General features: G+C 55.8%; 22 protein-coding genes and 1 tRNA gene. 10 read left to right on the top strand and 13 right to left on the bottom strand.

The window, feature by feature from the left end:
• Positions 1-265 precede the first annotated feature (265 nt).
• Entirely contained in the window at positions 266-1,216 is a 951-nt protein-coding gene (coaA, locus tag AB3N39_RS00930) for a type I pantothenate kinase (RefSeq protein ID WP_021242480.1), read from the top strand.
• Between the two features lie 43 nt (positions 1,217-1,259).
• Here coaA and dppF read toward each other — a convergent pair whose 3' ends face one another.
• The 9 genes from dppF to AB3N39_RS00885 form a co-directional block, all read right to left on the bottom strand.
• Positions 1,260-2,273: a dipeptide ABC transporter ATP-binding subunit DppF gene (gene dppF, locus AB3N39_RS00925; protein WP_032644494.1), complete on the bottom strand. Its 1,014-nt coding sequence runs from the start codon at positions 2,271-2,273 to the stop codon at positions 1,260-1,262.
• Positions 2,270-3,253: a dipeptide ABC transporter ATP-binding protein gene (dppD, locus tag AB3N39_RS00920; RefSeq protein ID WP_136195916.1), complete on the bottom strand. Its 984-nt coding sequence runs from the start codon at positions 3,251-3,253 to the stop codon at positions 2,270-2,272. The genes dppF and dppD overlap by 4 nt, the downstream gene beginning before the upstream one ends.
• A gap of 10 nt (positions 3,254-3,263) precedes the next feature.
• Entirely contained in the window at positions 3,264-4,166 is a 903-nt protein-coding gene (gene dppC, locus AB3N39_RS00915; RefSeq protein ID WP_111964354.1) for a dipeptide ABC transporter permease DppC, read from the bottom strand.
• Between the two features lie 9 nt (positions 4,167-4,175).
• Complete coding sequence (gene dppB / locus AB3N39_RS00910; RefSeq protein ID WP_008502770.1) at positions 4,176-5,195, bottom strand: dipeptide ABC transporter permease DppB; 1,020 nt, start codon at positions 5,193-5,195, stop codon at positions 4,176-4,178.
• A gap of 160 nt (positions 5,196-5,355) precedes the next feature.
• Positions 5,356-6,963, bottom strand: coding sequence for a dipeptide ABC transporter periplasmic-binding protein DppA (gene dppA, locus AB3N39_RS00905; RefSeq protein WP_111964353.1), 1,608 nt, complete (start codon positions 6,961-6,963; stop codon positions 5,356-5,358).
• A 620-nt stretch (positions 6,964-7,583) separates the two neighbouring features.
• Positions 7,584-7,660 (bottom strand) — tRNA-Pro (locus tag AB3N39_RS00900).
• A gap of 91 nt (positions 7,661-7,751) precedes the next feature.
• Positions 7,752-9,446, bottom strand: a complete 1,695-nt coding sequence (gene eptB, locus AB3N39_RS00895) for a kdo(2)-lipid A phosphoethanolamine 7''-transferase (RefSeq protein ID WP_115876656.1) — start codon at positions 9,444-9,446, stop codon at positions 7,752-7,754.
• Between the two features lie 239 nt (positions 9,447-9,685).
• Complete coding sequence (locus tag AB3N39_RS00890) at positions 9,686-10,888, bottom strand: MFS transporter (RefSeq protein WP_367897007.1); 1,203 nt, start codon at positions 10,886-10,888, stop codon at positions 9,686-9,688.
• Between the two features lie 238 nt (positions 10,889-11,126).
• Positions 11,127-11,825, bottom strand: a complete 699-nt coding sequence (locus tag AB3N39_RS00885) for an autotransporter domain-containing protein (protein ID WP_111964350.1) — start codon at positions 11,823-11,825, stop codon at positions 11,127-11,129.
• A 162-nt stretch (positions 11,826-11,987) separates the two neighbouring features.
• Between AB3N39_RS00885 and tag the strand changes: the two genes are divergently transcribed.
• On the top strand, positions 11,988-12,569 hold the full coding sequence (tag, locus tag AB3N39_RS00880) for a DNA-3-methyladenine glycosylase I (protein WP_111964349.1): 582 nt from the start codon (positions 11,988-11,990) through the stop codon (positions 12,567-12,569).
• Positions 12,547-12,993, top strand: a complete 447-nt coding sequence (locus AB3N39_RS00875; RefSeq protein ID WP_149367243.1) for an N-acetyltransferase — start codon at positions 12,547-12,549, stop codon at positions 12,991-12,993. The genes tag and AB3N39_RS00875 overlap by 23 nt, the downstream gene beginning before the upstream one ends.
• On the opposite strand, the gene AB3N39_RS00870 is transcribed toward AB3N39_RS00875, so the two are convergent.
• On the bottom strand, positions 12,956-15,235 hold the full coding sequence (locus AB3N39_RS00870; RefSeq protein WP_367897322.1) for a molybdopterin guanine dinucleotide-containing S/N-oxide reductase: 2,280 nt from the start codon (positions 15,233-15,235) through the stop codon (positions 12,956-12,958). The genes AB3N39_RS00875 and AB3N39_RS00870 overlap by 38 nt on opposite strands.
• 213 nt (positions 15,236-15,448) lie before the next feature.
• Here AB3N39_RS00870 and AB3N39_RS00865 point away from each other — a divergent pair, with 213 nt between their 5' ends.
• From AB3N39_RS00865 to ghrB, 6 genes are all read left to right on the top strand, one after another.
• Positions 15,449-16,111: an OmpA family lipoprotein gene (locus AB3N39_RS00865; RefSeq protein WP_032650803.1), complete on the top strand. Its 663-nt coding sequence runs from the start codon at positions 15,449-15,451 to the stop codon at positions 16,109-16,111.
• 129 nt (positions 16,112-16,240) lie between these two features.
• Positions 16,241-17,257 (top strand): LacI family DNA-binding transcriptional regulator, encoded by a 1,017-nt coding sequence (locus AB3N39_RS00860; protein ID WP_008502761.1) that lies wholly within the window; start codon positions 16,241-16,243, stop codon positions 17,255-17,257.
• A 103-nt stretch (positions 17,258-17,360) separates the two neighbouring features.
• Positions 17,361-18,110 (top strand): sugar phosphate isomerase/epimerase, encoded by a 750-nt coding sequence (locus tag AB3N39_RS00855; RefSeq protein WP_127729188.1) that lies wholly within the window; start codon positions 17,361-17,363, stop codon positions 18,108-18,110.
• Positions 18,111-18,113: 3 nt separating this feature from the next.
• Positions 18,114-19,052, top strand: coding sequence for a sugar kinase (locus AB3N39_RS00850; RefSeq protein ID WP_143344503.1), 939 nt, complete (start codon positions 18,114-18,116; stop codon positions 19,050-19,052).
• Between the two features lie 117 nt (positions 19,053-19,169).
• The gene (locus AB3N39_RS00845; RefSeq protein WP_127729184.1) at positions 19,170-20,450 is read left to right on the top strand and encodes an MFS transporter; all 1,281 of its coding nucleotides are present in this window, start codon (positions 19,170-19,172) and stop codon (positions 20,448-20,450) included.
• 26 nt (positions 20,451-20,476) lie between these two features.
• Positions 20,477-21,451: a glyoxylate/hydroxypyruvate reductase GhrB gene (gene ghrB, locus AB3N39_RS00840; protein ID WP_325848766.1), complete on the top strand. Its 975-nt coding sequence runs from the start codon at positions 20,477-20,479 to the stop codon at positions 21,449-21,451.
• 58 nt (positions 21,452-21,509) lie between these two features.
• Here ghrB and cspA read toward each other — a convergent pair whose 3' ends face one another.
• Together cspA and AB3N39_RS00830 are read right to left on the bottom strand one after the other, a co-directional pair.
• Positions 21,510-21,722, bottom strand: coding sequence for an RNA chaperone/antiterminator CspA (gene cspA / locus AB3N39_RS00835; protein WP_003860775.1), 213 nt, complete (start codon positions 21,720-21,722; stop codon positions 21,510-21,512).
• 247 nt (positions 21,723-21,969) lie between these two features.
• Positions 21,970-22,680, bottom strand: a complete 711-nt coding sequence (locus tag AB3N39_RS00830; protein ID WP_014882044.1) for a DUF3053 domain-containing protein — start codon at positions 22,678-22,680, stop codon at positions 21,970-21,972.
• Positions 22,681-23,011: 331 nt separating this feature from the next.
• Here AB3N39_RS00830 and AB3N39_RS00825 point away from each other — a divergent pair, with 331 nt between their 5' ends.
• On the top strand, positions 23,012-23,299 hold the full coding sequence (locus tag AB3N39_RS00825) for an HTH-type transcriptional regulator (RefSeq protein WP_111964342.1): 288 nt from the start codon (positions 23,012-23,014) through the stop codon (positions 23,297-23,299).
• 39 nt (positions 23,300-23,338) lie between these two features.
• On the opposite strand, the gene AB3N39_RS00820 is transcribed toward AB3N39_RS00825, so the two are convergent.
• Positions 23,339-24,958, bottom strand: coding sequence for an ATP-binding cassette domain-containing protein (locus tag AB3N39_RS00820; protein ID WP_367897006.1), 1,620 nt, complete (start codon positions 24,956-24,958; stop codon positions 23,339-23,341).
• Positions 24,959-24,969: the final 11 nt, after the last annotated feature.

Below are 24,969 nucleotides of genomic sequence, written 5' to 3'. Positions count from 1 at the left end.
TGCATAAAACGTTCTTTCGCTCACATTTTATGCGAACAGCGTATCGGACGCTGTAAAAGCAGCCATTTGAGGTCAAATATTCAACATATCATCGTGATTTGCACCGTATTCACCGTAGCGTGACGGCTTCCGCGTAACGCAGCGCTTTCCATCTTTTTTCTTATTATTCCCGTCATCTGGTGTTAACCTCCTGCCCATTGTCCAAAATTAACTGTGTGATGAGCCACGATCCGGCAGTGTGGTGCTGGCTCGCTGAAGCATGCTTATGAGCAAAAAAGAGCAAACGTTAATGACGCCTTATCTTCACTTTAACCGCAGCCAGTGGGCTGCCCTGCGTGATTCCGTCCCTATGACGCTGACGGAAGGTGAAATCGCACGGTTAAAAGGGATAAACGAAGATCTGTCCCTGGAAGAGGTGGCAGAAATTTATCTCCCCCTCTCTCGCTTGCTTAACTTCTATATCAGCTCGAACCTGCGCCGTCAGGCCGTGCTGGAGCAGTTTCTCGGGACGAACGGTCAACGCATTCCTTATATCATCAGTATCGCAGGCAGCGTGGCCGTGGGTAAAAGTACCACCGCGCGCGTCCTGCAGGCGCTGTTGAGCCGCTGGCCGGAACACCGCAGCGTGGAGCTGATCACCACCGACGGTTTTCTGCACCCGAACGAGGTATTAAAAGAACGTGGGCTGATGAAGAAGAAGGGCTTCCCGCTCTCTTACGATATGCACCGTCTGGTGAAATTTGTCTCTGACCTGAAATCCGGCGTGCCGCACGTGACTGCGCCAGTCTATTCGCACCTGATCTACGATCGCATCCCGGGTGGGGATAAAACGGTGGTTCAGCCGGATATTCTCATTCTGGAAGGTCTGAACGTGCTGCAAAGCGGGATGGACTATCCTCACGACCCGCATCACGTATTCGTCTCGGATTTCGTCGATTTCTCTATTTATGTCGATGCGCCGGAAGATCTGCTGCAAAACTGGTACATCAACCGCTTCCTGAAGTTCCGCGAAGGGGCGTTCACCGATCCGGATTCCTATTTCCACCACTATGCTCAGCTTTCTGAAGAAGAAGCGATCAACGTGGCCACGGGACTGTGGAATGAGATCAACTACGTCAACCTCAAAGAGAACATCCTGCCGACGCGCGAACGAGCAAGCCTGATCCTCACCAAGAGCGAGAAGCACGCCGTCGACCAGATTCGCCTGCGGAAATAATCAATCAGACATAAAAAAACCGGCTTAGCGCCGGTTTTTTTCGTTATGCGTGTGGCTTCTCGCCATTTTCATCCTGATCGACCGCGAAGCAGGCAACCAGCTGGCCGCCATAATCCTTCAGCTGCGGCTGGAGCTGGGTGCACGGGCCAAAGCGGCGGCTGCAGCGGGCGTTGAATGCACATCCCGGAGGCGGATTCAGCGGACTTGGCAGTTCACCCGTCAGCTTAATACGCTCGCGACGATCGTCCGGGTTCAGACGCGGCGTCGCAGACAGCAGCGCCTGGGTATACGGGTGACGAGGATTATTAAAGATCTGGTCTTTGGTCCCCTTCTCCACGCAGCGTCCCAGGTACATCACCATCACCTCATCAGCAATATGCTCCACCACCGACAGGTCGTGGGAGATGAAAACGTAAGACAGCCCCAGCTCCTGCTGCAGATCCATCATCAGGTTCAGCACCTGCGCACGCACGGATACGTCGAGCGCGGAGACCGGCTCATCGGCAATCACCACGTCCGGATCGAGCATCAGCCCGCGCGCGATAGCAATACGCTGACGCTGGCCACCGGAGAACATGTGCGGATAGCGATCGTAATGCTCGGTTTTGAGGCCGACCTTCGCCATCATCGCCAGCGCTTTTTCACGGCGCTGCTCTTTGCTCAGATTACTGTTGATCAGCAGCGGCTCTTCCAGAATCTGTCCCACTTTTTTACGCGGGTTCAGCGAACCATACGGGTTCTGGAACACAATCTGGATTTTCTGGCGACGCAGCTTCTGCGCCTGCGGATCGTGCTTGAGTAGATCTTGCCCCTGATAATAGAGCTCACCGCCGGTCGGCACTTCAATCATCGTCAGCAGACGGCCCAGCGTGGATTTCCCGCAGCCTGACTCTCCCACCACCGCCAGCGTTTTACCGCGTTCGAGGTTAAAGGAGACGCCGTCCAGCGCTTTCACCAGGCGTTCAGGGGCAAACAGTCCCTTCTTCACCGGGTAGTATTTTTTCAGGTCGATGGCCTGCAACAGCGGCTGTTGCGTGGTGGCCTGTTGCGTACTCATAGTGTTGGCCTCCCGGCATCATCGAGTGGGTAGTGGCATTTCGACTGACGACCATCAGCCAGCTGGTTCAGATCTGGCTCCTCCGCCCGGCATTTGTCCGTCGCATATGGACAGCGCGGATTAAGCAGACAGCCCTGCGGACGGTCATATTTACCCGGCACCACACCCGGCAGCGACGCCAGACGCGCTTTGTCCTGAGCAAACTCCGGCAGCGCGCGTAAAAGCGCCTGGGTATACGGGTGACGCGGCGCGCGGAAAATAGCGTGAGAATTTCCGGTCTCAACCACCTGGCCCGCATACATCACGATGATTTTGTGCGCGGCTTCGGCTACCAGCGCCAGATCGTGCGTAATCAGCACCAGCGCCATATTCTCTTTCTGCTGCAGCTCCAGCAGCAGTTCGATGATTTGTGCCTGAATGGTCACATCCAGCGCCGTCGTCGGTTCATCCGCAATCAGCAGCTTTGGCCGACAGGCAATCGCCATCGCGATCATCACGCGCTGGCTCATCCCACCGGAGAGCTGATGCGGGTAAACGTCCAGGCGCGATGCCGGGTCAGGAATACCTACTTGGTTCAGCAGATCGATCGCGCGCTGGCGACGGGTTTTCTTATTCCCACCCTGATGCACCTTAATCGCTTCCATAATCTGGAAACCAACGGTGTAGCAGGGGTTAAGGCTGGTCATGGGATCCTGGAAAATCATCGCCACTTCGGCGCCCACCAGCTGGCGGCGCTGTTTTTCAGAAATGCGCTTCAGATCCTGACCGTTGAACTGTAGGTTTTCCGCCATCACGCGGCCCGGGTAATCAATCAGCCCCATGATCGCCAGTGAACTCACCGACTTACCGGAACCGGATTCCCCGACAATGCCTACCACTTCGCCCTGATTTACGCTGTAGCTGATGCGGTCCACGGCGCGAAACGGGGTGCCTTCGTCGCCGAAGTGCACCGATAATTTATCTACATTTAATAACGCCATCTCGTGCCTCTTACTGCTTCAGTTTGGGATCAAGCGCATCACGCAGGCCATCACCCATCAGGTTAAATGCCAGCACCGTCAGCAGGATTGCCAGACCCGGGAAGGTGACAACCCACCAGGCGCTTTGTGCGAACTGCAACACGTCGGAGAGCATGGTGCCCCACTCCGGTGTTGGCGGCTGCGCACCCATGCCCAGGAAGCCAAGAGCGGCCATATCAAGAATGGCGTTAGAGAAACCGAGCGACGCCTGAACGATCAGCGGCGCAAGGCAGTTAGGGAAGATATTCACGAACATCTGGCGCATCGCACCGGCACCCGCCACACGAGAGGCGGTAACGTAATCGCGGTTCACTTCCACCAGCACCGCCGCACGGGTTAAACGCACGTAGTGAGGAAGCGCGACGAACGTCAGCGCCAGGGCGGCGTTACCGATCGACGGACCGAAGATCGCCACCAGCACCAGGGCCAGCAGCAGGCTTGGCAGCGCCAGCATGATGTCGACGATACGCATGATGATGTTATCAACGATGCCGCCGAAGTAACCGGCAACCAGGCCGAGAACGATCCCCATAATCAGGGAGAGCACCACCACCAGGCAGCCGACCAGCAGCGACAGGCGCGCGCCGTACATCAGACGCGACAGCACATCGCGGCCCACGTCATCGGTACCGAGCAGGTGCGCCAGGCTACCGCCGTCCTGCCACGCAGGTGGCGCGAGCAGCGCATCGCGGAACTGGTCCGCCGGATTATACGGTGCGAGGAAGTTCGCAAACACCGCAATCAGGATCATGATAGCAACATACACCAGACCTACTACCGCACCTTTATTGCGCTTGAAGTAGTGCCAGAATTCCTGCAGCGGCGTCATAGGAACCGGTGCAGCGACCACTTTATTTTGAGTGACTTGTGACATGATGGCCCCTTACTTCTTATGACGAATACGCGGGTTCACCACGCCGTACAGCAAATCGACCAGCAGGTTGACGAGGATAATCATCGTCGCGACCAGCAGTACACCGCCCTGCACAACCGGATAGTCACGGCGTTGCAGCGCGTCAATCAGCCAGCGGCCCAGGCCCGGCCAGGAGAAGATGGTTTCGGTCAGAATCGCCCCCGCCAGCAACGTCCCCACCTGGAGACCGATAACGGTCACCACCGGCAGCATGGCGTTACGCAGCGCATGGACGATAATGACGCGCATGCGCGTCAGGCCCTTGGCGCGCGCGGTGCGGATGTAATCCTCACCCAGCACTTCCAGCATCGATGAACGGGTCATACGCACGATCACCGCCAGAGGAATGGTCCCCAGCACCATGGCAGGCAGGATCATGTGCGCGACGGCATCCATGAAGTTGCCCTCCTCGCCCCAGATAGCCGTATCAATCAGCATAAAGCCGGTGAGCGGGTTGGAGTCATCCAGGAAGACCATATCGCTAACGCGCCCGGAGACCGGGGTCAGGTTAAGCTGCACCGAGACCAGCATGATCAGCATCATGCCCCACCAGAAGATAGGCATGGAGTAGCCGGTCAGCGCCAGGCCCACGGCGGTATGGTCAAAAATAGAGCCACGCTTAACGGCTGCCAGTACCCCAACTGGGATACCTACCGCAGTAGCGAAAATCATGGCGCAGACGCCAAGCTCCAGCGTCGCTTTAAAACGCGGCACGAACTCGTCCCACACCGGAAGACGGCTTTTCAGCGAAATCCCTAAATCACCGTGCAGCACGCCCCAGATATAGTGGAGATACTGCTGCCACATCGGCTTATCGAGACCGAGTTCAGCCAGCAGCTGTGCATGGCGCTCAGGGGAAATACCACGCTCGCCCGCCATAATCATTACCGGGTCGCCGGGGATCATATGGACGAAGGCAAAAGTGAGAAGGGTGATACCGATAAACGTGGGGATAACAAGTCCCAGACGTCGGAGGATGAACTGCAACATAACCCGGATTCTCTCTGATGACGCACGACCAGTGGCGTGACGTCTGTATTGCTCACAAATGTAAATTTCTTCTCCCTTGAGAGAAGATGAGGGTGAGGGGATGCATGCACGCCCCTCACCCCTGCCCTCTCCCGGAGGGAGAGGGAAAACACCCTACTTATTATTCAACAGATACGTTCTCGAAGTGGTGTTTGCCCAGTGGATCAACCACGTAGCCCTTCACTTCTTTACGCACTGGCTCGTACACGGTGGAGTGAGCAACAATCAGCGCCGGAGCCTGATCGTGCATAACAACCTGAGCCTGCTTGTACAGTTCAATACGTTTGTTGTGATCGTCGGTCGCACGCGCCGGCTGGATCAGGTCTTCAAACGGCTTGTAGCACCAGCGAGAGTAGTTAGAACCGTCTTTCGCCGCCGCGCAGCTGAACAGGGTAGCGAAGAAGTTGTCCGGATCCCCGTTATCACCGGTCCAGCCCATCATTACCGCCTGGTGCTCACCCGCTTTAGCGCGCTTCAGGTACTCGCCCCACTCGTAGGTCACAATCTTGGCCTGAACGCCAATCTTAGCCCAGTCAGCCTGAACCATTTCTGCCATGCGGCGTGCGTTCGGGTTGTACGGACGCTGTACCGGCATCGCCCACAGCTCGACGGTGAAGCCTTTATCCTGGCCCGCTTCTTTCAGCAGCGCTTTCGCTTTCTCAGGATCGTAGCTGTAGTCTTTAACGTCGTCGTTATAGCCCCACATGGTTGGTGGGATCAGGTTTTTGGCTGCAACGCCAGCGCCCTGGTAAACGGCCTTGATGATCGCTTCTTTGTTCACCGCGTAGGTCAGCGCCTGACGCACTTTCACGTCATCAAACGGTTTCTTCTCGGTGTTGAAGGAGAGATAGCCCACGTTCAGGCCAGCCTGCTCCAGCAGGTTGATGTTCTTGTCCTGCTTCATGCGGGCAATGTCAGCCGGGTTCGGGTATGGCATAACCTGGCATTCGTTTTTCTGCAGTTTTGCATAACGCACTGATGCATCAGGCGTAATGGAGAAGACCAGACGGTCGATCTGCGGCTTGGTGCCCCAATAGCCTTCGAACGCTTTGTACAGAATGCGGGAGTCTTTCTGGTACTGCAGCAGCTGGAATGGACCGGTACCGATTGGGTTCAGGTCGACTTTTTCCGGCGTACCGGCTTTCAGCATGTTGTCCGCGTACTCTTTGGACAGAATTGAAGCAAAGTCCATAGCCAGGTCAGCCAGGAATGGCGCTTCCGGACGCGTCAGCACGAACTGAACGGTATTGTCGTCCACTTTTTTCACTTCAGAAATCAGATCCGGCAGGCCCATCCCTTCGAAGTATTCATAGCTGCCGCCAGACACTTTGTGGTACGGGTTCTGCGCGTTTTTCTGACGATCGAAGGAGAACACAACGTCGTCGGCGTTAAAGTCGCGCGTTGGTTTGAATTCTTTGCTGTCCTGCCACTTCACGCCTTTGCGCAGGTGGAAGGTATAGGTTTTGCCGTCTTCGCTGACGTCCCACTTCTCTGCCAGCCCCGGAATCACTTCCGTGGTACCGGTTTTGAATTCAACCAGACGGTTATAGATCGGTACAGAGCTTGCGTCGTAAGTCGTACCAGAGGTAAAGAGCTGTGGGTTAAAGCCTTCCGGCGAGCCTTCAGAACAGTAAACCAGGGTTTTTGCCTGTACGCTTGCTGCCACGGTCATAGCCACCAGGCTCAGACCAAGTTTCAGCATCCCTGACTTCTTCAAGGAAATACTCATTATTCTGCTCCAATGTGATGTTTTGCTTTGTTGTGTTACGCCGCCAGACCTTTATTTATTTTTTACCCGGTCCGGTCGGAGGTGCCCGAAGGCGTTAAAGGGATGGAGAATCCTTTCAGAAGAGCGTTTGAGTTGCAGCGCAGATCGTCCCTGAAATGCCCCTCATGCCCTACAATCTGTCAACAGAATGTGAAAACGTCAATACAGGTGGCGGGGATTTACGCTGAGTGTGAGAAACCGCAAACAAAGATTAAAAAAACTATGTATGCCAGTTTTCAGCAGGGAAATTTATGCTACTCGCTATCCTGCAGCACAAGTCTCTTCATATTTCGCAACAATCAGTGATTAACTTTTATTCAGAATGGGTAAATTTTCTTGCAGAATGGTGATTATCTGAGCACTAAATTCCATGAACGCTAAAACGCACAGCGAAAAATGCTGAGGTTATCCATAAGCAACGCGAAAAAAGATCAATCTATATATAAAAAAATACAATGGATTATGTCACAAAATCGTTAACAGGCAGGAAGAAGCGGACCTAAGGGGCGTTTTGGATACTCTGACGGGATAAGGTCATAATGCAAAAAGGGCTAACCTTGCGGTTAGCCCTTTTCAGAATGTGGTCGGCGAGAGAGGATTCGAACCTCCGACCCACTGGTCCCAAACCAGTTGCGCTACCAAGCTGCGCTACTCGCCGAATGCGGAGCGCATCTTACTGCTGAGGTGCGCCCCCGTCAATCCCTTATTTTCAAAAAGCCATTCAACTGGCGATATTCTCGCCAGAGCAGCTACTGCGCGGCTTTTACGCTGTTAGCAGGGAGTTTACACCAGTTGTTGTTTTCGTTAATCCCACCGTTCGGTGAGGTATAGCCGAGACAACCCATAATGGTGTCGTACAGCTCAACGTGACGACGCGGCACCTTCATCTCCGCCTCTTTCTTCAGCTGAGCAAACATCTTCGCCTTCTCCGGGTTTTCCAGGTACTTATCCGACATCCACATGATCATCGGCACGCGGAACTGTTCAGGCGGTGCCAGCTTGCGCGGCGTACCGTGCAGATGCTCTTTCTCGTTGATGGATTCACCGTGGTCTGCCGCATAAATCACAATCGCTTTCTTATCGCGCAGCTGGTCGATCACCCGGCTCAGGAAGGTATCCACATACAGCACCGAGTTATCATAGGCATTGATCAGCTCCTGCTTGCTGCAGTCTTTATTAATGCCCACGCACTCAGGCTGCCACTTCGCGAAATCACGCGTGTAGCGCTGGTAATAGCTGTAATGCGATCCTTTGGTATGCAGAATGACAAGATGCTTGCCCTGCGGATGATTCTTGAGGGATTGCGACATCTCTTCCAGCAGCAGCATGTCGTCGACGTTTTTACCGCGGTTACGCGGTTCGGCGCCAATCTGCTCACGGTACGCGATGTTATCTGCCAGGGTATTGGTGTAGAACCACATCTCACTTTGCATGGCGAACAGGTCTGAGCTAAATCCAAGCTGCTTTAGCACGGCAAAGACGTTTTGCTCTTTCAGCGTGCGCTGCGGGTTATCGCTTGCACCGCCTTCGCGAACAAACATACAGCGCAGCGAAAGCTTGGTCGCGGTATCGCAGGAGTAACCCCGGTAAGCCACCAGGTTCTTCTCCTGCGCCAGCTTTGGCGTGGTATCCCGGTTATAGCCGAGAATGCCCATATGATCCCAGCGCGTCGTTTCGCCAATGACAAAAACGACGTACGTATCATCAAGCCCGTCGGCTGGCGGCTGGTAGGTGAATTTTTTCAGTGGATTGATCAGCGACTTAACATCACCGGATTCATCCGCCTGCGCCCAGGCATACAGACCTAACGCTGACAGCCAGTTAGACGGCAAATAGGAGTTTGCCACCACGCCGCCATAGCTTGGCATATCCACGCCCGTCGCTTTTTCAACGCGTTTTTGCTGCGTTTCCATCAGGCGGATAGGCGCCCATACCAGCAGACCGGCCAGCAGGACGACGACGATATTGCGGATCCGCTGTCCACGCGTGCGCAGCTGGCGTAACAGCGTATAGCGGCACGTATTGTTCCAGATAAAGAACAGCGGGATCAGACAGGTTAAAACCGTCCAGACGATAAAGCCTTTCCCTACCACCTCTTTCGAGAGATCGATATCCGTGGTCATCACCGAGGCAACAATACCGTACCCAATGACCACGTTCATAAAGGTCATGTAATAGCTTGCGGCGGCAGAAATAATCACCACCAGCGAGGCCAAAATTTGCCAGGTACGTCGGCCAAAAAGGGACAGCAGGCGTAAGAGGAAGAAGGTAGCGAGGACGGAGCCGAACACTTCAATTGCGGCAAAAATACAATTACTTACGGTAAGGTTTTCGAAATAACCTTCCACTCTTCTGAACAGTACCGCGCCATTCAGAAATAATCCGATATAGACAGCCAGCATCAGACACAATCTTTGCTGGGTAAGAGACCTAATGTATTTCATGCAAACAACCCTGGGGGAAGGGGTATAAAGACCCGTCGAATCTCAAAGAGAAAGCGGACAGAGTAAGTAAATGCGTAAGGAAGCGTTATGAGAAACGTCTACAAGCGCGGTAAGTAGACCACAGCGGGAGAGAAAAGTGGCAGCAGAGAGTGTGATCGGTGTAAATTTTTACAAAATATCGAGACGGGAAGCGTCTCGCATAAAGACAAAAGAGGCCACAGAGGCCTCTTTCATACCGCTTACGCATGCGCTTCTTTGAATACTTCGCGCTGCGGCTGGCGAATTGTGGTTGAGAGCGCCAGCGAGATAATCAGCAAGGCAAATATTACGCAGAAGGTCACGTAGAACCCGCCGAACAGAGAGGCAATCAGCGAGCCGCAGATACTGCCGATCCCGAAGCCCAGATAAATAACGCCGTAGTTTTTCGCCAGATTGTTCAAGCCAAAGAACTCGCTCACCAGTGACGGGAAGACGGTAATGGTGCCGCCGAAGTTAAAGGCCACGCAGGCAATCGCCGCAAAGAAGGTGGCTTCATTCAGCGGAGCGAACAGCAGCGCCGCCATACCGACCAGCGAGACCACCTGCCCAATCGTAATCACGCGGATGCGGGCAATTTTGTCAGACAGAATACCGAGCACCAGACGACCGGAGAGGTTGGCAATGGAGATGACCGTCACCGCATTCGCCGCCGTGGCCGCATCCAGCTTCACCATGCCCTGCGCGATATCCTTCGCCACGCCGATAACATACAGACCGCTCATGCAGGCAGTCAGGAACATTACCGCCAGCATCCAGTACTGCGGCTTACGCATGGACTGCGCGAGGGTGAAGTCGTTCTCCACCACGCCGTTCACGGATTTAACCTCCTGCTGCGGCGCATCGTTCATCAGCGTGGCGCCGAACAAAATCATCACCAGCACGATTGCGCCCCAGATCATAAAGGTTTTTTCGAGGCCGACGGACGCCAGCAGGTGGGAGTCGATAAATTTGAACCCGAGGCTGCCCAGGCCATAAGAGCCGATGGCAAACGCGGAGATTAAACCTTTACGCTCCGGGAACCACTTCACGCAGTTCGACAGGGTCAGCAGGTAACCTGCGCCATCGGCCAGACCCACCAGCACGCCGGCGCTTAGCCACAGCATCATCAGGTTGCTGGAGTGCGCCGTCAGGAAAAAGCCCAGACCCAGCAGGATGCCGGACGCCATGGTCACGCGCTTCACGCCAAAACGCTCCTGCAGCTTACCCGCGACGGAAGACGAAATTGCCAGACCCAGGCTCAGCAAACCAAAGGAGAACGCGACCTGGCTGACCGGCGCGCCGAGTTTGTCGGAAAGCGCGCTGTTGAACAGGCTCCAGGTATAGACCGACCCCAATGCAAACTGAGTGACGATGGTGCCAAAGAGCGTGAGCCAGCGCGTGCGGTTATAGGTTGATGTGTTCATGGCAGTTGTCCTGCAAGAGAAATTAAGGAAGTTCGCTGAGGACAACGATAAACAAAACCTTAAAACGCATGGGGTAAAACGGCATGAAATGCAGGCGGAACGGAATGAAATGCCTGGAATCGGGAATGAATGACCTGGCACGGGAATAAAGCGATAGCATGTTAGTATCTGCTATCGCTGTAAAGCCCGTGGTTATTGTATTCGAGATGTTACCGTAACGTTTAAAAAAGTAACAACTCTAGAAATTTGCGCTGACGCCGAGTGTGTATAAAAACTCCTCACCGGTGGTGGTGTGCTCCCCCTGAGCCAGCGACGCATAGGCCGCCATGTGCGTGTTAAAGGGAATATCCGTTCCCACGGTGACATCCATCCAGCTACCGTTTTGGGCAGGGGCTGGCGTTTGCGGCATGCCAAACTGCGATTTCCACTGGTTTTCACCAAACTGCTGGTTATAGCTAATCTGCGCCCACGGACGGAGATCGCCATACTGGGTATTCACGCGCCACCCCAGCGTGCTGACGCTGGCATGCCAGAGCGGGTCGGTGATTGCTTGCGTCGACGCGCTATCACCAAACTCGTTGATCATCATGGGAGTCGTGCCGTCGTACCGCCATGCCACCACCGGGCCGGTGGTGATGCGTGCTGAAACGGGAAAATTCCAGCCCACGCTCATTGCCCCCTCCGTCGTTCTGCCAGACGGTATATTCAGGGCAAGTCCCGGCGCGTTCTGCGAAGACTGAATACGCTCAGCCAGAATATCCTCATAACGCGGTTGGTGATCCGCGTCCCATGTATAGCGTTCCGCCGTATTATTCTGGGCGTCTGAAACGATATATTCCTGTTGCCAGGCAGACGCTGTATTACAAAAGAACAGGCAGGCTGAAATTCCCACCAGGCCAGAAGCAGCATGGCGACCACTGATTTTTTTTATCATCATCAACGCGACCCCAGAGAGAGCCGAATTCGGCGATATTTGTCGTTATTCAGGAAGAGCTTAGAGAGCATATGGCCCTGTATTAACTATTGTCTTTATAGTAAACACGTCAAGCCAGTCAGAACGAAATTTTTGCGAAATCAGTATCAATAAGGGAGATGACGGATGGAACGTTGCGGTTGGGTAAGCCAGGATCAGCTTTATATCGACTATCACGATCGGGAATGGGGCGTGCCGGAAAGGGATGGCAAAAAGCTCTTCGAGATGATCTGCCTGGAGGGCCAGCAGGCGGGGTTATCATGGATTACGGTACTGAAAAAACGTGAAAATTACCGCAACGCTTTCCATCAGTTCGATCCTGTCGCCGTCGCCGCGATGACCGATGAGGACGTGGAGCGGCTGGTGCAGGATGCCGGCATCATCCGGCATCGCGGTAAGATCCAGGCCATCATCGGCAACGCACGCGCTTACCTGGCGATGGAGCAAAACGGCGAATCATTTTCAGATTTTGTCTGGACGTTTGTGAACAACAAACCGCAACTCACCCAGGCCGCCACGCTCGCGGAAATCCCGGCCTCCACCCCGGCCTCGGATGCGCTCTCGAAAGCACTGAAAAAACGCGGCTTTAAGTTTGTCGGCTCCACCATCTGCTACGCCTTTATGCAGGCCTGTGGCCTGGTCAATGACCACGTTACCGGCTGCTTCTGTCATCCGGGAGGCCATCATGATCCGCAAATGGCAAAATGAGAATACCGCGCCGCTTTTGAGCCTATGGCTTGAAAGCACCACGGAAGCGCATCCGTTTATCGAGCCGGGTTACTGGAAAGAGAACGAGGCTATGGTGCGGGACGTTTACCTGCCGTCTGCAGAAACCTGGGTCTGGGAACAGGACGGCGAACCTTGCGGATTTATCAGCGTGATGCAGTCTCAGTTTGTCGGCGCCCTGTTTGTGGCGCCGTCATGCATCGGGAAAGGCATCGGGCGCGCGCTGCTGAACCATGTTCAACAGCGCTTCTCGCACTTAACCCTGGAGGTGTACCAGAAAAATGTCCGGGCGGTGAATTTCTACCATGCTCAGGGCTTTCGCATTGAAGACAGCGCCTGGCAGGATGATACTCAGCACCCGACATGGATCATGAGCTGGCAGGCGGATCAAACGCCGTTAAGGTAAGCTCGGGCCCCTCATATTTCTCGACCCAGGCCAGCGCCGTGTTCCCTGCGCATCCATTCCCCAGCTTCGAGCTAGGGAGATCTTTGGTCAGCACGTTAACCGCCCCGTTTTTACAGATACCGCCCTCGGCGGGCTCAAGGTCGGGCCATGCGCCCTGATGAATACAGATCACGCCCGGTTTAATTCCGTCGCTCACCACCGCCCCTGCCAGCACCTGCCCGCGCGAGTTCCAGACGCGCACCACGTCACCGTCGGCAATCCCGCGCGCTTTCGCATCATGGGTATTCAGCGTGATGGGCTCTCGCCCGGCGACTGCATACTGCTCGCGCAGGGACGTATAGTTAAGCTGGCTGTGCAGACGGTGCGCGGGATGCGCAGACAACACCTGCAGCTGTTCCGGCTGGGCGTTGCCGTGCCACTCATCCGGCTCGAGCCAGGTAGGGTGCGGCGGGCAGTCGGCATAGCCAAAGCTGGCGATGCGCTCGCTGTAAATCACGATCTTTCCGCTCTCTGTTTTCAGCGGGTGGTTCTCGGGGTCGCGGCGGAAATCGGCAAAACGGACAAACTTCGCGTTCTGCTCGCTCTCCGGCATCTCGACAATCTGGTTCGCCTCCCAAAACTCAGCGAATGGCGAAAGCGTCACGCCCTGCGCTGCGCCGCGCTGTCCGGCAATCTGGTAGAAGATCTCCAGCCATTGCAGATCGCTTTTCCCTTCGGTAAAACGCTCGCGGCCGCCCGTTTCCCACAGTTCGCTCAGTTCAGCAAACACCTCAAAATCATCACGTGCTTCATATCGCGGGGCCACTACGCGCTTCATCGGAACCATATGCTGGTTGCTGTAGTCACCGGTCATGGTGAGATCGTTACGCTCAAACGAGGTGGTCGCCGGCAGCACGATATCTGCATGCTTAGCCGAACCGGTCCAGAAGCACTCGGAAATCACCACCAGCTCCGGCTTTTGCCAGGCGCGGATCAGGCGGTTGGTATCCTGATGGTGCGTGAAGTTCGACCCGCCTGCCCACCAGACAAATTTAATGTCCGGGAAATGGCGGTCCAGACCGTTGTGCTGATAAAAACCACCGGGGTTTTCAAGGGCTTCAACAATACGCGCCACCGGGATTTTATCCACGGCATCCACGCCGCCCTGCACCGAGCCCTGCAGAGACGCCAGCACCGCCGCTTTACGCGTGGGGTTGCCGCCGTTAGCAAAGTGATAGGAGAGACCAAAACCACCGCCCGGCGTGCCGATCTGCCCAAGCATCGCGGCAAGGGTCACCAGCATCCAGTGTTTTTGCTCGCCAAACTGCTGGCGCTGCATTCCCCAGCCGGACATTAACATCGTGGTATTTTTATGGAACAACGCCGCCAGTTCGCGGATTTTCTCCGCAGAAACGCCACAAATATTTGCCGCCCACTCTGCCGTTTTCGCAATCCCATCGGATTGACCCGTCAGGTAGTCGGCGAATTTATCGAAACCGGTGGTACAGCGCGTCAGGAATTCAACATCGTGCCAGCCGTTCTCCACCAGCGTATGGGCGATACCCAGCATCATTGCCACGTCGGTGCCCATATGCGGGGCAACCCACTCGGCGCTGTCGCCAAAGAAATCCATGGTTTCAGAACGCATCGGGTCAATGCAGATGATGCGCTTGCCGCTTTTGCGCAGCGCGTCGAAATACCCAATGCCCTGCTCGTCGCTGGCATTCCAGGCAATTTTCAGCGTGTTAAGGGGGTTAGCGCTCCACAGCACGACCACATCGGTATGCTCCAGCACCAGCGGCCAGCTGGTCTGCTGCTGGTACACTTCGTTCCCGCCCACGACGTACGGCATGATCGCCTGCGCCGCGCCGGTGGAGTAATCCCCCAGATGACCGGTATAGCCTCCCGCCAGGCTCATGTAGCGCTGCAGCAGCGTCGAGGCTTTGTGCAGCACGCCGTTTGAACGCCAGCCGTAGGACCCGGCGAAAATGGACGACGGACCGTAGCTGTTGCGGATACGCTTGTGCTGGGCGTGGATCAGCGCCAGCGCGTCATCCCAGCTCACGCGAACAAACTCATCCTGACCGCGAATACCCTGCGGCTTGTCCGGCGAGGCCAGAAAACCTTTACGCACCATCGGCCAGCGCACGCGCGTTTTGCTGTGCACCTGATCGCGAACGACGGTCTGTAACGAGTTGGGATGTTGGGTTGGCAGTGCCCCGCGGGACGACAGAACATTTTCGCCATCGGTTTCGACCAGCATCGGACCCCAGTGGGCGGCGGTCAGAATGGTTTTCGTTGAGGTGCTCAAGCGTGCGCTCCTGGTTGCGTGCAGGTTTTACGGCCTTCTTTGCTGAGGCAGTTTATGGTTTGTCACAAATTTCAGAGTTATACCCGGAATTTTCTCCGTATATGGACGTCATAATCAACTGCCACGCTCGCCGTGGCAAAGAATAAAAAGGATTAAGGAAAGAAGATGAAAAAACGCGTACTCGTTATTGCCGCTCTGGTGAGCGGTGCCCTGGCTGTTTCTGGCTGCACAACCAACCCTTACACCGGTGAACGCGAAGCGGGTAAATCCGGCATTGGCGCGGGTATCGGCTCGCTGGTCGGCGCAGGCGTTGGGGCGCTCTCCTCCTCCAAGAAAGACCGCGGCAAAGGCGCTCTGATTGGCGCAGCGGCGGGCGCGGCGCTGGGCGGCGGCGTTGGTTATTACATGGACGTGCAGGAAGCGAAGCTGCGCGACAAAATGAAGGGAACCGGCGTGAGCGTGACGCGCAGCGGCGATAACATCATCCTGAACATGCCGAACAACGTGACCTTCGACAGCAGCAGCGCAACGCTGAAACCAGCAGGTGCGAATACGCTCACCGGCGTGGCAATGGTGCTGAAAGAGTACAACAAGACTGCCGTGAACGTGATGGGCTATACCGATAGCACCGGCAGCCAGGAACTGAACATGCGTCTGTCCCAGCAGCGCGCCGACGCCGTGGCCAGCTCGCTCATCACTCAGGGCGTTGAAGCAAACCGCATCCGCACCAGCGGCATGGGCCCTGCCAACCCTATCGCCAGCAACAGCACGGCGGAAGGCAAAGCGCAGAACCGCCGCGTTGAGATTACGTTGAGCCCAATTCAGTAATTGCATTTCCTCCTCTCCCAGTGGGAGAGGGTCGGGGTGAGGGCATCAAGCCCCACACCCCGGCATGAACCACTTGCCATCCTTGATTTTCCCGCTAAGGTATTCTCACTAAATTCAGGGAAATCAGCGATGAGCAAACCAGCCCGGGCCACCATCAGCGACGTGGCGAAAGCCGCCAAAACCGGTAAAACCAGTATTTCGCGCTACCTTAACGGTGAAAAACACCTGCTGTCCGATGCGTTGCTGGCGCGAATTGAACAGGCCATTGCCGATCTCGACTACCGTCCCAGCCTCATGGCGCGCGGGCTTAAACGCGGTCGCACCCGTCTTATCGGACTTATCATCGCCGATATCACTAATCCCTACTCCGTTAACGTGCTCAGCGGTATCGAAGCCGCCTGTCGCGAGAAGGGGTTCACGCCACTGGTCTGTAATACCAATAATGAAGTCGACCAGGAGCTGCACTATCTCGACCTGCTGCGCAGCTATCAGGTGGAAGGGATTGTGGTCAACGCGGTAGGCATGCGTGAAGAGGGGTTAAACCGCCTGCAGCAGTCCTCTCTGCCTATGGTCCTCATCGACCGTAAAATCCCTGAATTTGCCTGCGACGTGGTCGGGCTGGACAACACCCAGGCCGCGACGACCGCCACCGAACATCTGATTGAACAGGGCTTCGAGGCCATTCTGTTTTTGAGTGAACCGCTGGGGATGGTCAATACCCGTCGCGAGCGCCTGAGCGCATTTCGCGCCACGCTGGAGCGATATCCCGGCGTGATTGCCGAAAATGCCGAAACGCCGCTTCACGAAGCCGGGCAGCTCGACAACACCCTGCGTCAGTTCCACACGCGCCATCGCGGGATGCGCAAAGCCGTTATCTCGGCCAACGGGGCGCTGACGCTTCAGGTCGCCCGCTCGCTCAAGCGCATTGGCCTTCACTGGGGCAGCGACATCGGTCTGCTGGGGTTTGATGAACTGGAGTGGGCGGAACTGGCTGGCGTAGGCATTACCACCCTCAAGCAGCCCACCTGGCAAATTGGCTATGCTGCTGTTGAACAAGTGGTTCGTCGTATTGAAGGCACCAGCGATGCCGTTCGCGAGCAGGTCTTCTCCGGCGAGCTGATCGTTCGTGGCTCCACCGCGCGTTAAATTTCCCTTGTGATAGCGATCATAAATTCAACATCCTGACCTTTTCTTTGGAACCGGTTCCATCTAGCGTAATAGTATTGATATGTTGCGATGGAGTCCGAAGATGGGCAGGAAAATTATGGTGGTCACCGCCGCGTACGGTGCGGAACAGGTGCGACAGGCAGGCGGTCAGCGGGCGATGCTTCCCGTTATTGCAGGCGCAGGGGCAGACGGCGTGGAGATCCGCCGGGAACTGTTCAACAGCGAAGAGCTGCTGGCACTGCCTGCGCTGGGTGAATCCATTGAGCTGCTGGGCCTGCTTGCGTGCTACTCCGCACCCGCCGCCCTGTTTATGCCCGACGGCAACCTCAACCCGGACCTGCCCCGCTATCTTTCTGAAGCCAACACCCTGAACGCCCTGTGGCTGAAGGTTTCCCTGGGCCATTTCCGCGACGCGCAGCCTCTTGACGACTTGCGTAGCCTGCTTAATGCAAGCGGTATGGCGCTGGTCGTGGAGAACGATCAGACCGACTGCGGGCAGCTCGCCCCCATGCAGCGCTTCCAGGCCGCCTGTCGGGAAATGGCTTTACCCGTCACGCTAACCTTCGACATGGGCAACTGGCTATGGGTCGGTGATTCCCCCGAAGAGGCCGCGCGTCATCTGGCCCCTGCGGTGAGCTATATCCACGTGAAGGCCGCCGTGCCGCACAAAGATAACTTCCGCGCCGTGGCGCCGGATCGCGCCGATGCGCGCTGGCTGGATCTGCTCGGCCAGCTGCCTGCAGATGCCCCGCGCGGTATCGAGTTCCCGCTGGAAGGGGCGGATTTAACCGCCGTTACCCGCCATTACGTCAACCTGCTGCGCGAGGAGTAAACCATGCACAAGACGCTGGATGTCATAACGATCGGCGAGGCCATGGCGATGTTTGTCGCCACCGAAACGGGCGAGCTGAGCGCGGTAGAGCACTTTATTAAACGCGTCGCAGGCGCTGAACTCAACGTCGCAACCGGCCTGGCGCGTCTTGGCCTGAACGTGGGCTGGGTCAGCCGCGTGGGGGATGACAGCTTTGGCCATTTCGTTCTCGATTCGCTGAAAAAAGAGGGGATTGATGCCGCAGGCGTCACCCTCGACGGACGCTTCCCTACCGGCTTTCAGCTTAAATCTAAGGTCGAAAATGGAACCGATCCCATCGTGGAGTATTTCCGAAAAGGATCGGCCGCAAGCCACCTGTCTGTCGCGGATTACCACACAGATTACTTTGCCTCCGCGCGCCATCTGCACCTGAGCGGCGTGGCGGCCGCGCTGTCTGCCAGCTCGTATGAGCTGCTGGATCATGCGGCAGCCACCCTGAAAGCCCAGGGGAAAACCATATCGTTCGACCCCAACCTGCGCCCGGTGCTGTGGAAAAGCGAAGCGGAAATGGTGGAGAAACTGAATCGTCTGGCGTTCAGGGCGGACTGGGTTCTGCCAGGCCTGAAAGAAGGGATGATCCTGACCGGCAAAAGCACGCCGGAAGGCATTGCCGATTTCTATCTGAATAAAGGGGTAAAAGCGGTGGTGCTGAAAACCGGTGCTGATGGCGCATGGTTTAAAACGGCCGACGGCGAACAGGGCGCGGTCGCGGCAGTGAAGGTCGAGAACGTAGTCGACACCGTCGGCGCGGGCGACGGCTTTGCTGTGGGCGTGATTAGCGCCCTGCTGGAAGGCAAAACGCTGCCGCAGGCCGTCGCTCGAGGCAACAAGATTGGCTCGCTGGCCATTCAGGTGCAGGGCGACAGCGAAGGATTACCAACGCGAGCACAGCTCGGCGTTTAAATTCCCTCTCCCTGTGGGAGAGGGCCAGGGTGAGGGCAGCAAGCCGCACCAAATAATTAAGCCACCGTGTACCCTACAGACAACGGCGGTAACAACCTCAACAACAGAGGCAAGCCTATGAACAGTTCGACCAATGCAGTAAAACGCTGGTGGTACATCATGCCAATCGTGTTTATCACGTACAGCCTGGCGTACCTTGACCGTGCCAACTTCAGCTTCGCGTCTGCGGCAGGGATCACAGAGGACCTTGGCATCACCAAAGGTATCTCCTCCCTGCTGGGTGCCCTTTTCTTCCTGGGCTACTTCTTCTTCCAGATCCCCGGCGCGATTTATGCGGAACGCCGCAGCGTGCGTAAGCTGATCTTCATCTGTCTGATCCTGTGGGGCGCCTGCGCGTCACTGACCGGCATGGTGAACAATATTCCTGCCCTGGCCGCCATTCGCTTTATCCTCGGCGTCGTTGAGGCGGCGGTTATGCCGGCGATGCTGATCTACATCAGCAACTGGTTTACCAAATCTGAACGCTCGCGCGCGAATACCTTCCTTATCCTCGGTAACCCGGTAACGGTACTGTGGATGTCAGTGGTGTCCGGCTACCTGATCCAGTCCTTCGGCTGGCGCGAAATGTTTATCATTGAAGGGGTGCCGGCGATTATCTGGGCCTTCTGCTGGTGGGTGCTGGTGAAAGATAAACCAGCCCAGGCGAAATGGCTTTCTGAAGATGAGAAAGCGGCGCTGCAGGCGCAGCTGGACAAAGAACAGCAGGGCCTGAAGGCGGTACGTAACTACGGCGAAGCCTTCCGCTCGCGTAACGTGCTCCTGCTCTGCGCGCAGTATTTTACCTGGAGCATTGGCGTGTACGGCTTTGTGCTGTGGCTGCCGTCCATTATCCGCAGCGGCGGCGAGAACCTCGGCATGGTCGAAGTAGGCTGGCTGTCATCCGTACCATATCTGGCGGCAACCATCGCCATGATCGTCGTCTCCTGGGCATCGGACAAGCTGCAGAACCGTAAATTGTTTGTCTGGCCGCTGCTGCTGATTGCTGCCTTCGCCTTTATTGGCTCCTGGGCCGTGGGCGCAAACCATTTCTGGGCCTCTTACACCCTGCTGGTGATTGCCGGTGCGGCCATGTACGCCCCTTACGGACCGTTCTTTGCCATCATCCCGGAGATGCTCCCGCGTAACGTTGCGGGTGGCGCAATGGCGTTAATTAACAGCATGGGTGCGCTGGGCTCGTTCTGCGGCTCCTGGTTCGTCGGCTACCTGAACGGTGCCACCGGCAGCCCGTCCGCATCGTACATATTTATGGGGGTGGCGCTTTTCGCCTCCGTGTGGCTTACTCTGATTGTTAAGCCTGCTAATAATCAACAACACCCTGTCGGCGCTCGCCACGCCTGAATCCTTAAAAATCAACGGAGATTAGCATGAAGCCGTCCGTCATTTTGTATAAAGCACTGCCGGAAGATCTGCAGAAACGCCTTGAAGAACACTTCACCGTCACGCAGGTGAAGAACCTGAGCCCGGAAACCGTGGCACAGCACGCCGATGCGTTCGCCAGCGCCGAAGGCCTGCTGGGTTCAAGCGAGAAAGTGGATGTCGCCCTGCTGGAAAAAATGCCGAAGCTTCGTGCTACCTCAACCGTTTCCGTGGGTTACGACAACTTCGACGTGGATGCCCTTAACGCCCGCAAGATCCTGCTGATGCATACTCCACATGCCCTGACGGAAACCGTGGCCGATACGCTGATGGCGCTGATGCTCACCACGGCCCGTCGCGTGGTGGAAGTAGCTGAGCGCGTCAAAGCGGGCGAATGGACAAAAAGCATTGGTCCGGACTGGTTCGGCGTGGACGTTCACGGCAAGACGCTGGGCATTGTCGGTATGGGTCGTATCGGGCTGGCGCTGGCGCAGCGCGCGCATTTTGGTTTTAACATGCCGATTCTGTATAACGCGCGTCGCCATCACGGTGAAGCCGAAGAACGCTTCAACGCTCGTTACTGCGAGCTGGATACCCTGCTGCAGGAAGCCGATTTTGTCTGCCTGGTTCTGCCGCTCACGAACGAAACCCGTCATCTGATTGGCAAAGAGGCGTTTGAAAAAATGAAGACGTCAGCCATTTTCATCAACGCGGGTCGTGGTCCGGTGGTGGATGAGAAGGCGCTGATTGAGGCCCTTAAAAACGGTCAGATCCATGCAGCAGGTCTGGACGTGTTTGAGCAGGAGCCGCTGCCGGTGGATTCGCCGCTGCTTTCGCTGCCTAACGTGGTTGCCCTGCCCCACATCGGTTCAGCCACCCATGAGACGCGCTACAATATGGCGGCAACAGCGGTCGATAATCTAATTGCCGCCCTTAGCGGAAAGGCGGAGATAAACTGCGTGAACCCGCAGGTGCAACGGTAGAAACGAAAAAACCCGCCAGAAGGCGGGTTTTTAAATTTTTTGCTACTGGGTTGGAAGCTTACAGGCTTACAACGTTACCAGCTGCTGGGCCTTTAGCGCCGCTTTCGATGGTGAAGGACACTTTCTGACCTTCGTCCAGAGATTTGTAGCCATCGTTCTGAATAGCAGAGAAGTGTACGAACACGTCTTTAGAGCCATCGTCAGGAGTGATGAAGCCGAAACCTTTATCAGCGTTGAACCATTTTACCAGACCAGTCATTTTAGCAGACATAGAAATTACCTTATTAACAAATATATTGTGCCTTCCGGCTTGATGGATTGCGTTACAGATTTTTAAGCGATGAAGGAAGGGTCACTACGAAGGGTATCTATGGATAACAATCTGGACTGCTTTACTAAACTGCTTTAGGTCTGTGTAACAAACCGACGGGAATAGTTATACCGATGTGGTAGAGGAATGACAAGCGTTATTTTCGACAGGCATAAAAAAACCCCGCCAGAAGCGGGGTTTTTTCGGTTTATTCTGTGGCAGTGACTGCCGCACTCCAGGCCTGGCTAAAGGCCTGATGCTGGGAGGCCAGCGGCCCAATCAGCGTATTATACTGGCTTGCCTGCTGCGAGGTTGGGAACTGAATACCGTTGGCAACAAAGCTCACCTGCGTATCCTGCTGGGCGATAAAGTCACCCACCTGAACCAGTTGCTGCGTGAAGATTTGCGCAGCCGGAATCAGCGGTTGCAGCGCTTCAGAAGGCTTGGTCACCACTTTCTCATACACTTTGTCGAAGACCGGTTTAAGATCGTCACCTTGCTTGAGCGCAGAACGTGACGCGTCAGCCTGCATTTTCGCATTTTGCAACTGCTGGCTCAACACGCCAAGTGCACCGTTGGACTGGCGCAGCGGTTCACGCTGCGTCACATAATCCTGTGGAACGCGGATGGCGTTCACGCTATCCACTACCGGGCGGATACCGGAATCCATCGCCTGGCTCACCTGCTGTGAATAACCATAAAGAATGGCGTAATCGGACACGAAGGGACCAAACTGTTTTTTCTGATCCGCAGTCAGCGTCGGCAACCGCTCGCCGCTGCGCATCACTGTATTCTGCAGAAAATCGATAAACGCTTTGCGCTGATCGCCTTCTTTATCAAAACACCCACTCAGGCTAACAACCATCAACAACGCCGCAATAGGCGCAAACCAGCGAGAGCAGGACTTTCCTGTCGCCATTTTATTACTCCTTTCACCCAAAAAAGCGCACACCGGCACACGCGTGCCCGACGCTGACAAGGATAGTCCAGGTCAGCCTTGCAAGATACTCTTTTCATGCAAAACGGCTATTGCCGATTTATTTCTTATCATTTACAAAAAAATACCTGGCGAAGCCGACCTATGACTAATCAGGGAATTAGCATAACTATCCATATTGCTGAATCGGATACAGCGATCGTTACCGCACAATTAATCACACCCGTGACGATCCTGGGTTGGTATTAGGGACTATTCTTAACTGGCTCTCTGATGTTCTTGATCACGATGTGAGATTTAAGAGGAGTCCTCAATGGAATATAAAGATCCTGAGTTTGAACTGCTGAGCAGTCTGGAACAGATCATTTTTAAAGATGTACCGCAGATGATTACCCTGCAACAAAAATCCAATCCCTTTACAGAATATGAGCAATTGCGCAAAGGGACAGGACTGAAAACCGAAGAATTCGCCAGAGCGATGGGTGTCAGCGTGGCTATGGTGCAGGAGTGGGAGTCAAAACGTGAGAAACCCACCCCAACCGAGTTACGGCTGATGCGCCTGATTCAGGCCAACCCTGCACTCAGCAAACAGATAGCGTAGTGAAGATTGAATGCCCCCGCCGTTGCGGGGGCTTGTGTTTTACAGGCTATCACAACGCCAACCCGCCTCTTCCCATACCAGCTCATGCGTTAACGCCAGGCCTCTTAAAAAAACCTCATCGTGTGATACCACCAGCAGAGCCCCAGGGAAACCGGCCAGCGCCGCTTCAATGGCCTGGGCTGAAGCCAGATCCAGATGGTTGGTCGGTTCATCCAGCAGAAGAAGCTGCGTGGCCTCCGCACGCCACAGCACGCAGGCCAGGGCAGCCTTAAGACGCTCGCCGCCGCTGAGCTCCGCCAATGGGAGCTTCACTTTGTCGGCCCCCAGTTGAAGCTGTGCTAAACGGGTTCGCAATACCCCCTCTTCCAGAGGGGTATGACTCAAATTGAGATGCGTCATGACCGACTGCGTGAGATCGAGTTGCGACAGATGCTGGTCGAGATAAGCACAGCTGACGGATACCTTACAGGCACCCGAACGGGGAGTAACCTCGCCGAGGATGGTTTTTAACAACGTCGATTTCCCACAGCCGTTCGGTCCCTTTAACGCCACGCGCATCGGTCCGTCCATACGCCATGTGATGGGTGGGACAGGCACATGCGGCAACACCAGATCCTCCAGAACCAGTACCTGTTTCCCTTCCGGGACCTGACTTCCCGGCAGGGTGAACATGACCGGGTTATCTTCTTCAACGCGTTCACGCGCCTTGTTTACCGCGGCGTTCAGGGCTTCATTTTGCTCGCTGTGCTGTTTTTTCCATGAGCCGATCCGCTCCTTTGCCGCGCCTTTGTATTTGACACGCTCAAACGATGCGATATTCAGGGTATCGACGGTGCGTAACGTCTTTGCCGACCGCCGCTGGCTGTCATCATGCTCTTTTTGCATGCGCGCGCGGGTGCGTTTGCGCTCGGTTGCCGCATGTTCGAGCGCCGCGCGGGCAGCCTGCTGTTCGGCATCGCGCTGGGCTTGATAATCCGCATAATTTCCGCCGTAGCTGCGCAGACCCGAGGCGCTCAGCTCAAGAATACGCGGCACCTGCTCCAGAAGTTCGCGGTCATGAGAGGCCACCAGCACGCCGCCCTGATAGCGACTCAACTGGTCGTAGAACCACGCCCGACCTTGTCGATCCAGATGGTTAGTCGGTTCGTCCAGCAGCATGAAATCCGCTTCAGCCGTAAACGCGCCGCACAGCAGGGCGCGGATGCGCTCGCCGCCGCTGAGTTCCAGGGCAGGCTTATCCGGATCAAACGCCGGGAGCTTCGCATTGATAAACGCCTCGCTCAGTCGCTCGGCTACATCCCAGTAGCCGTCGAGCAACGCCAGATCGTCAGGCTGGTAATCACCGCTGTCGATGCGCTTACGCGCAGTAAAAATCGCGTCATATCCGAGAAGTTCAGCCAGCGTCGTCTGCGAAGAAATGACGTGCTGCTGCGCCACAAAGACATGCGAGCCAAAGCGTTCAATATGACCGGTAGCCGGTTCGTCCAGCGCCGCCAGCAGACGCAGCAGACGCGTTTTTCCGCTGCCGTTGCGGCCAACCAGCGCGCACAGAGAGGGTTCCAGCGTGAGATTCAGCGGGCCAAAAAGGGTATCGCCCGTCGGAAACTGACAGGTGACCTGATGCAAAATAAAAGAAGGGGGCTGCGCAAAATGAGCCATAAGCACTCCTG

Source organism: Enterobacter vonholyi, from assembly GCF_040834095.1.
Classification (GTDB): Bacteria; Pseudomonadota; Gammaproteobacteria; order Enterobacterales; family Enterobacteriaceae; genus Enterobacter; species Enterobacter vonholyi.
The sequence above is the reverse complement of the archived record's forward strand: the minus strand, read 5'-3'. Positions and strand labels throughout refer to the sequence as shown.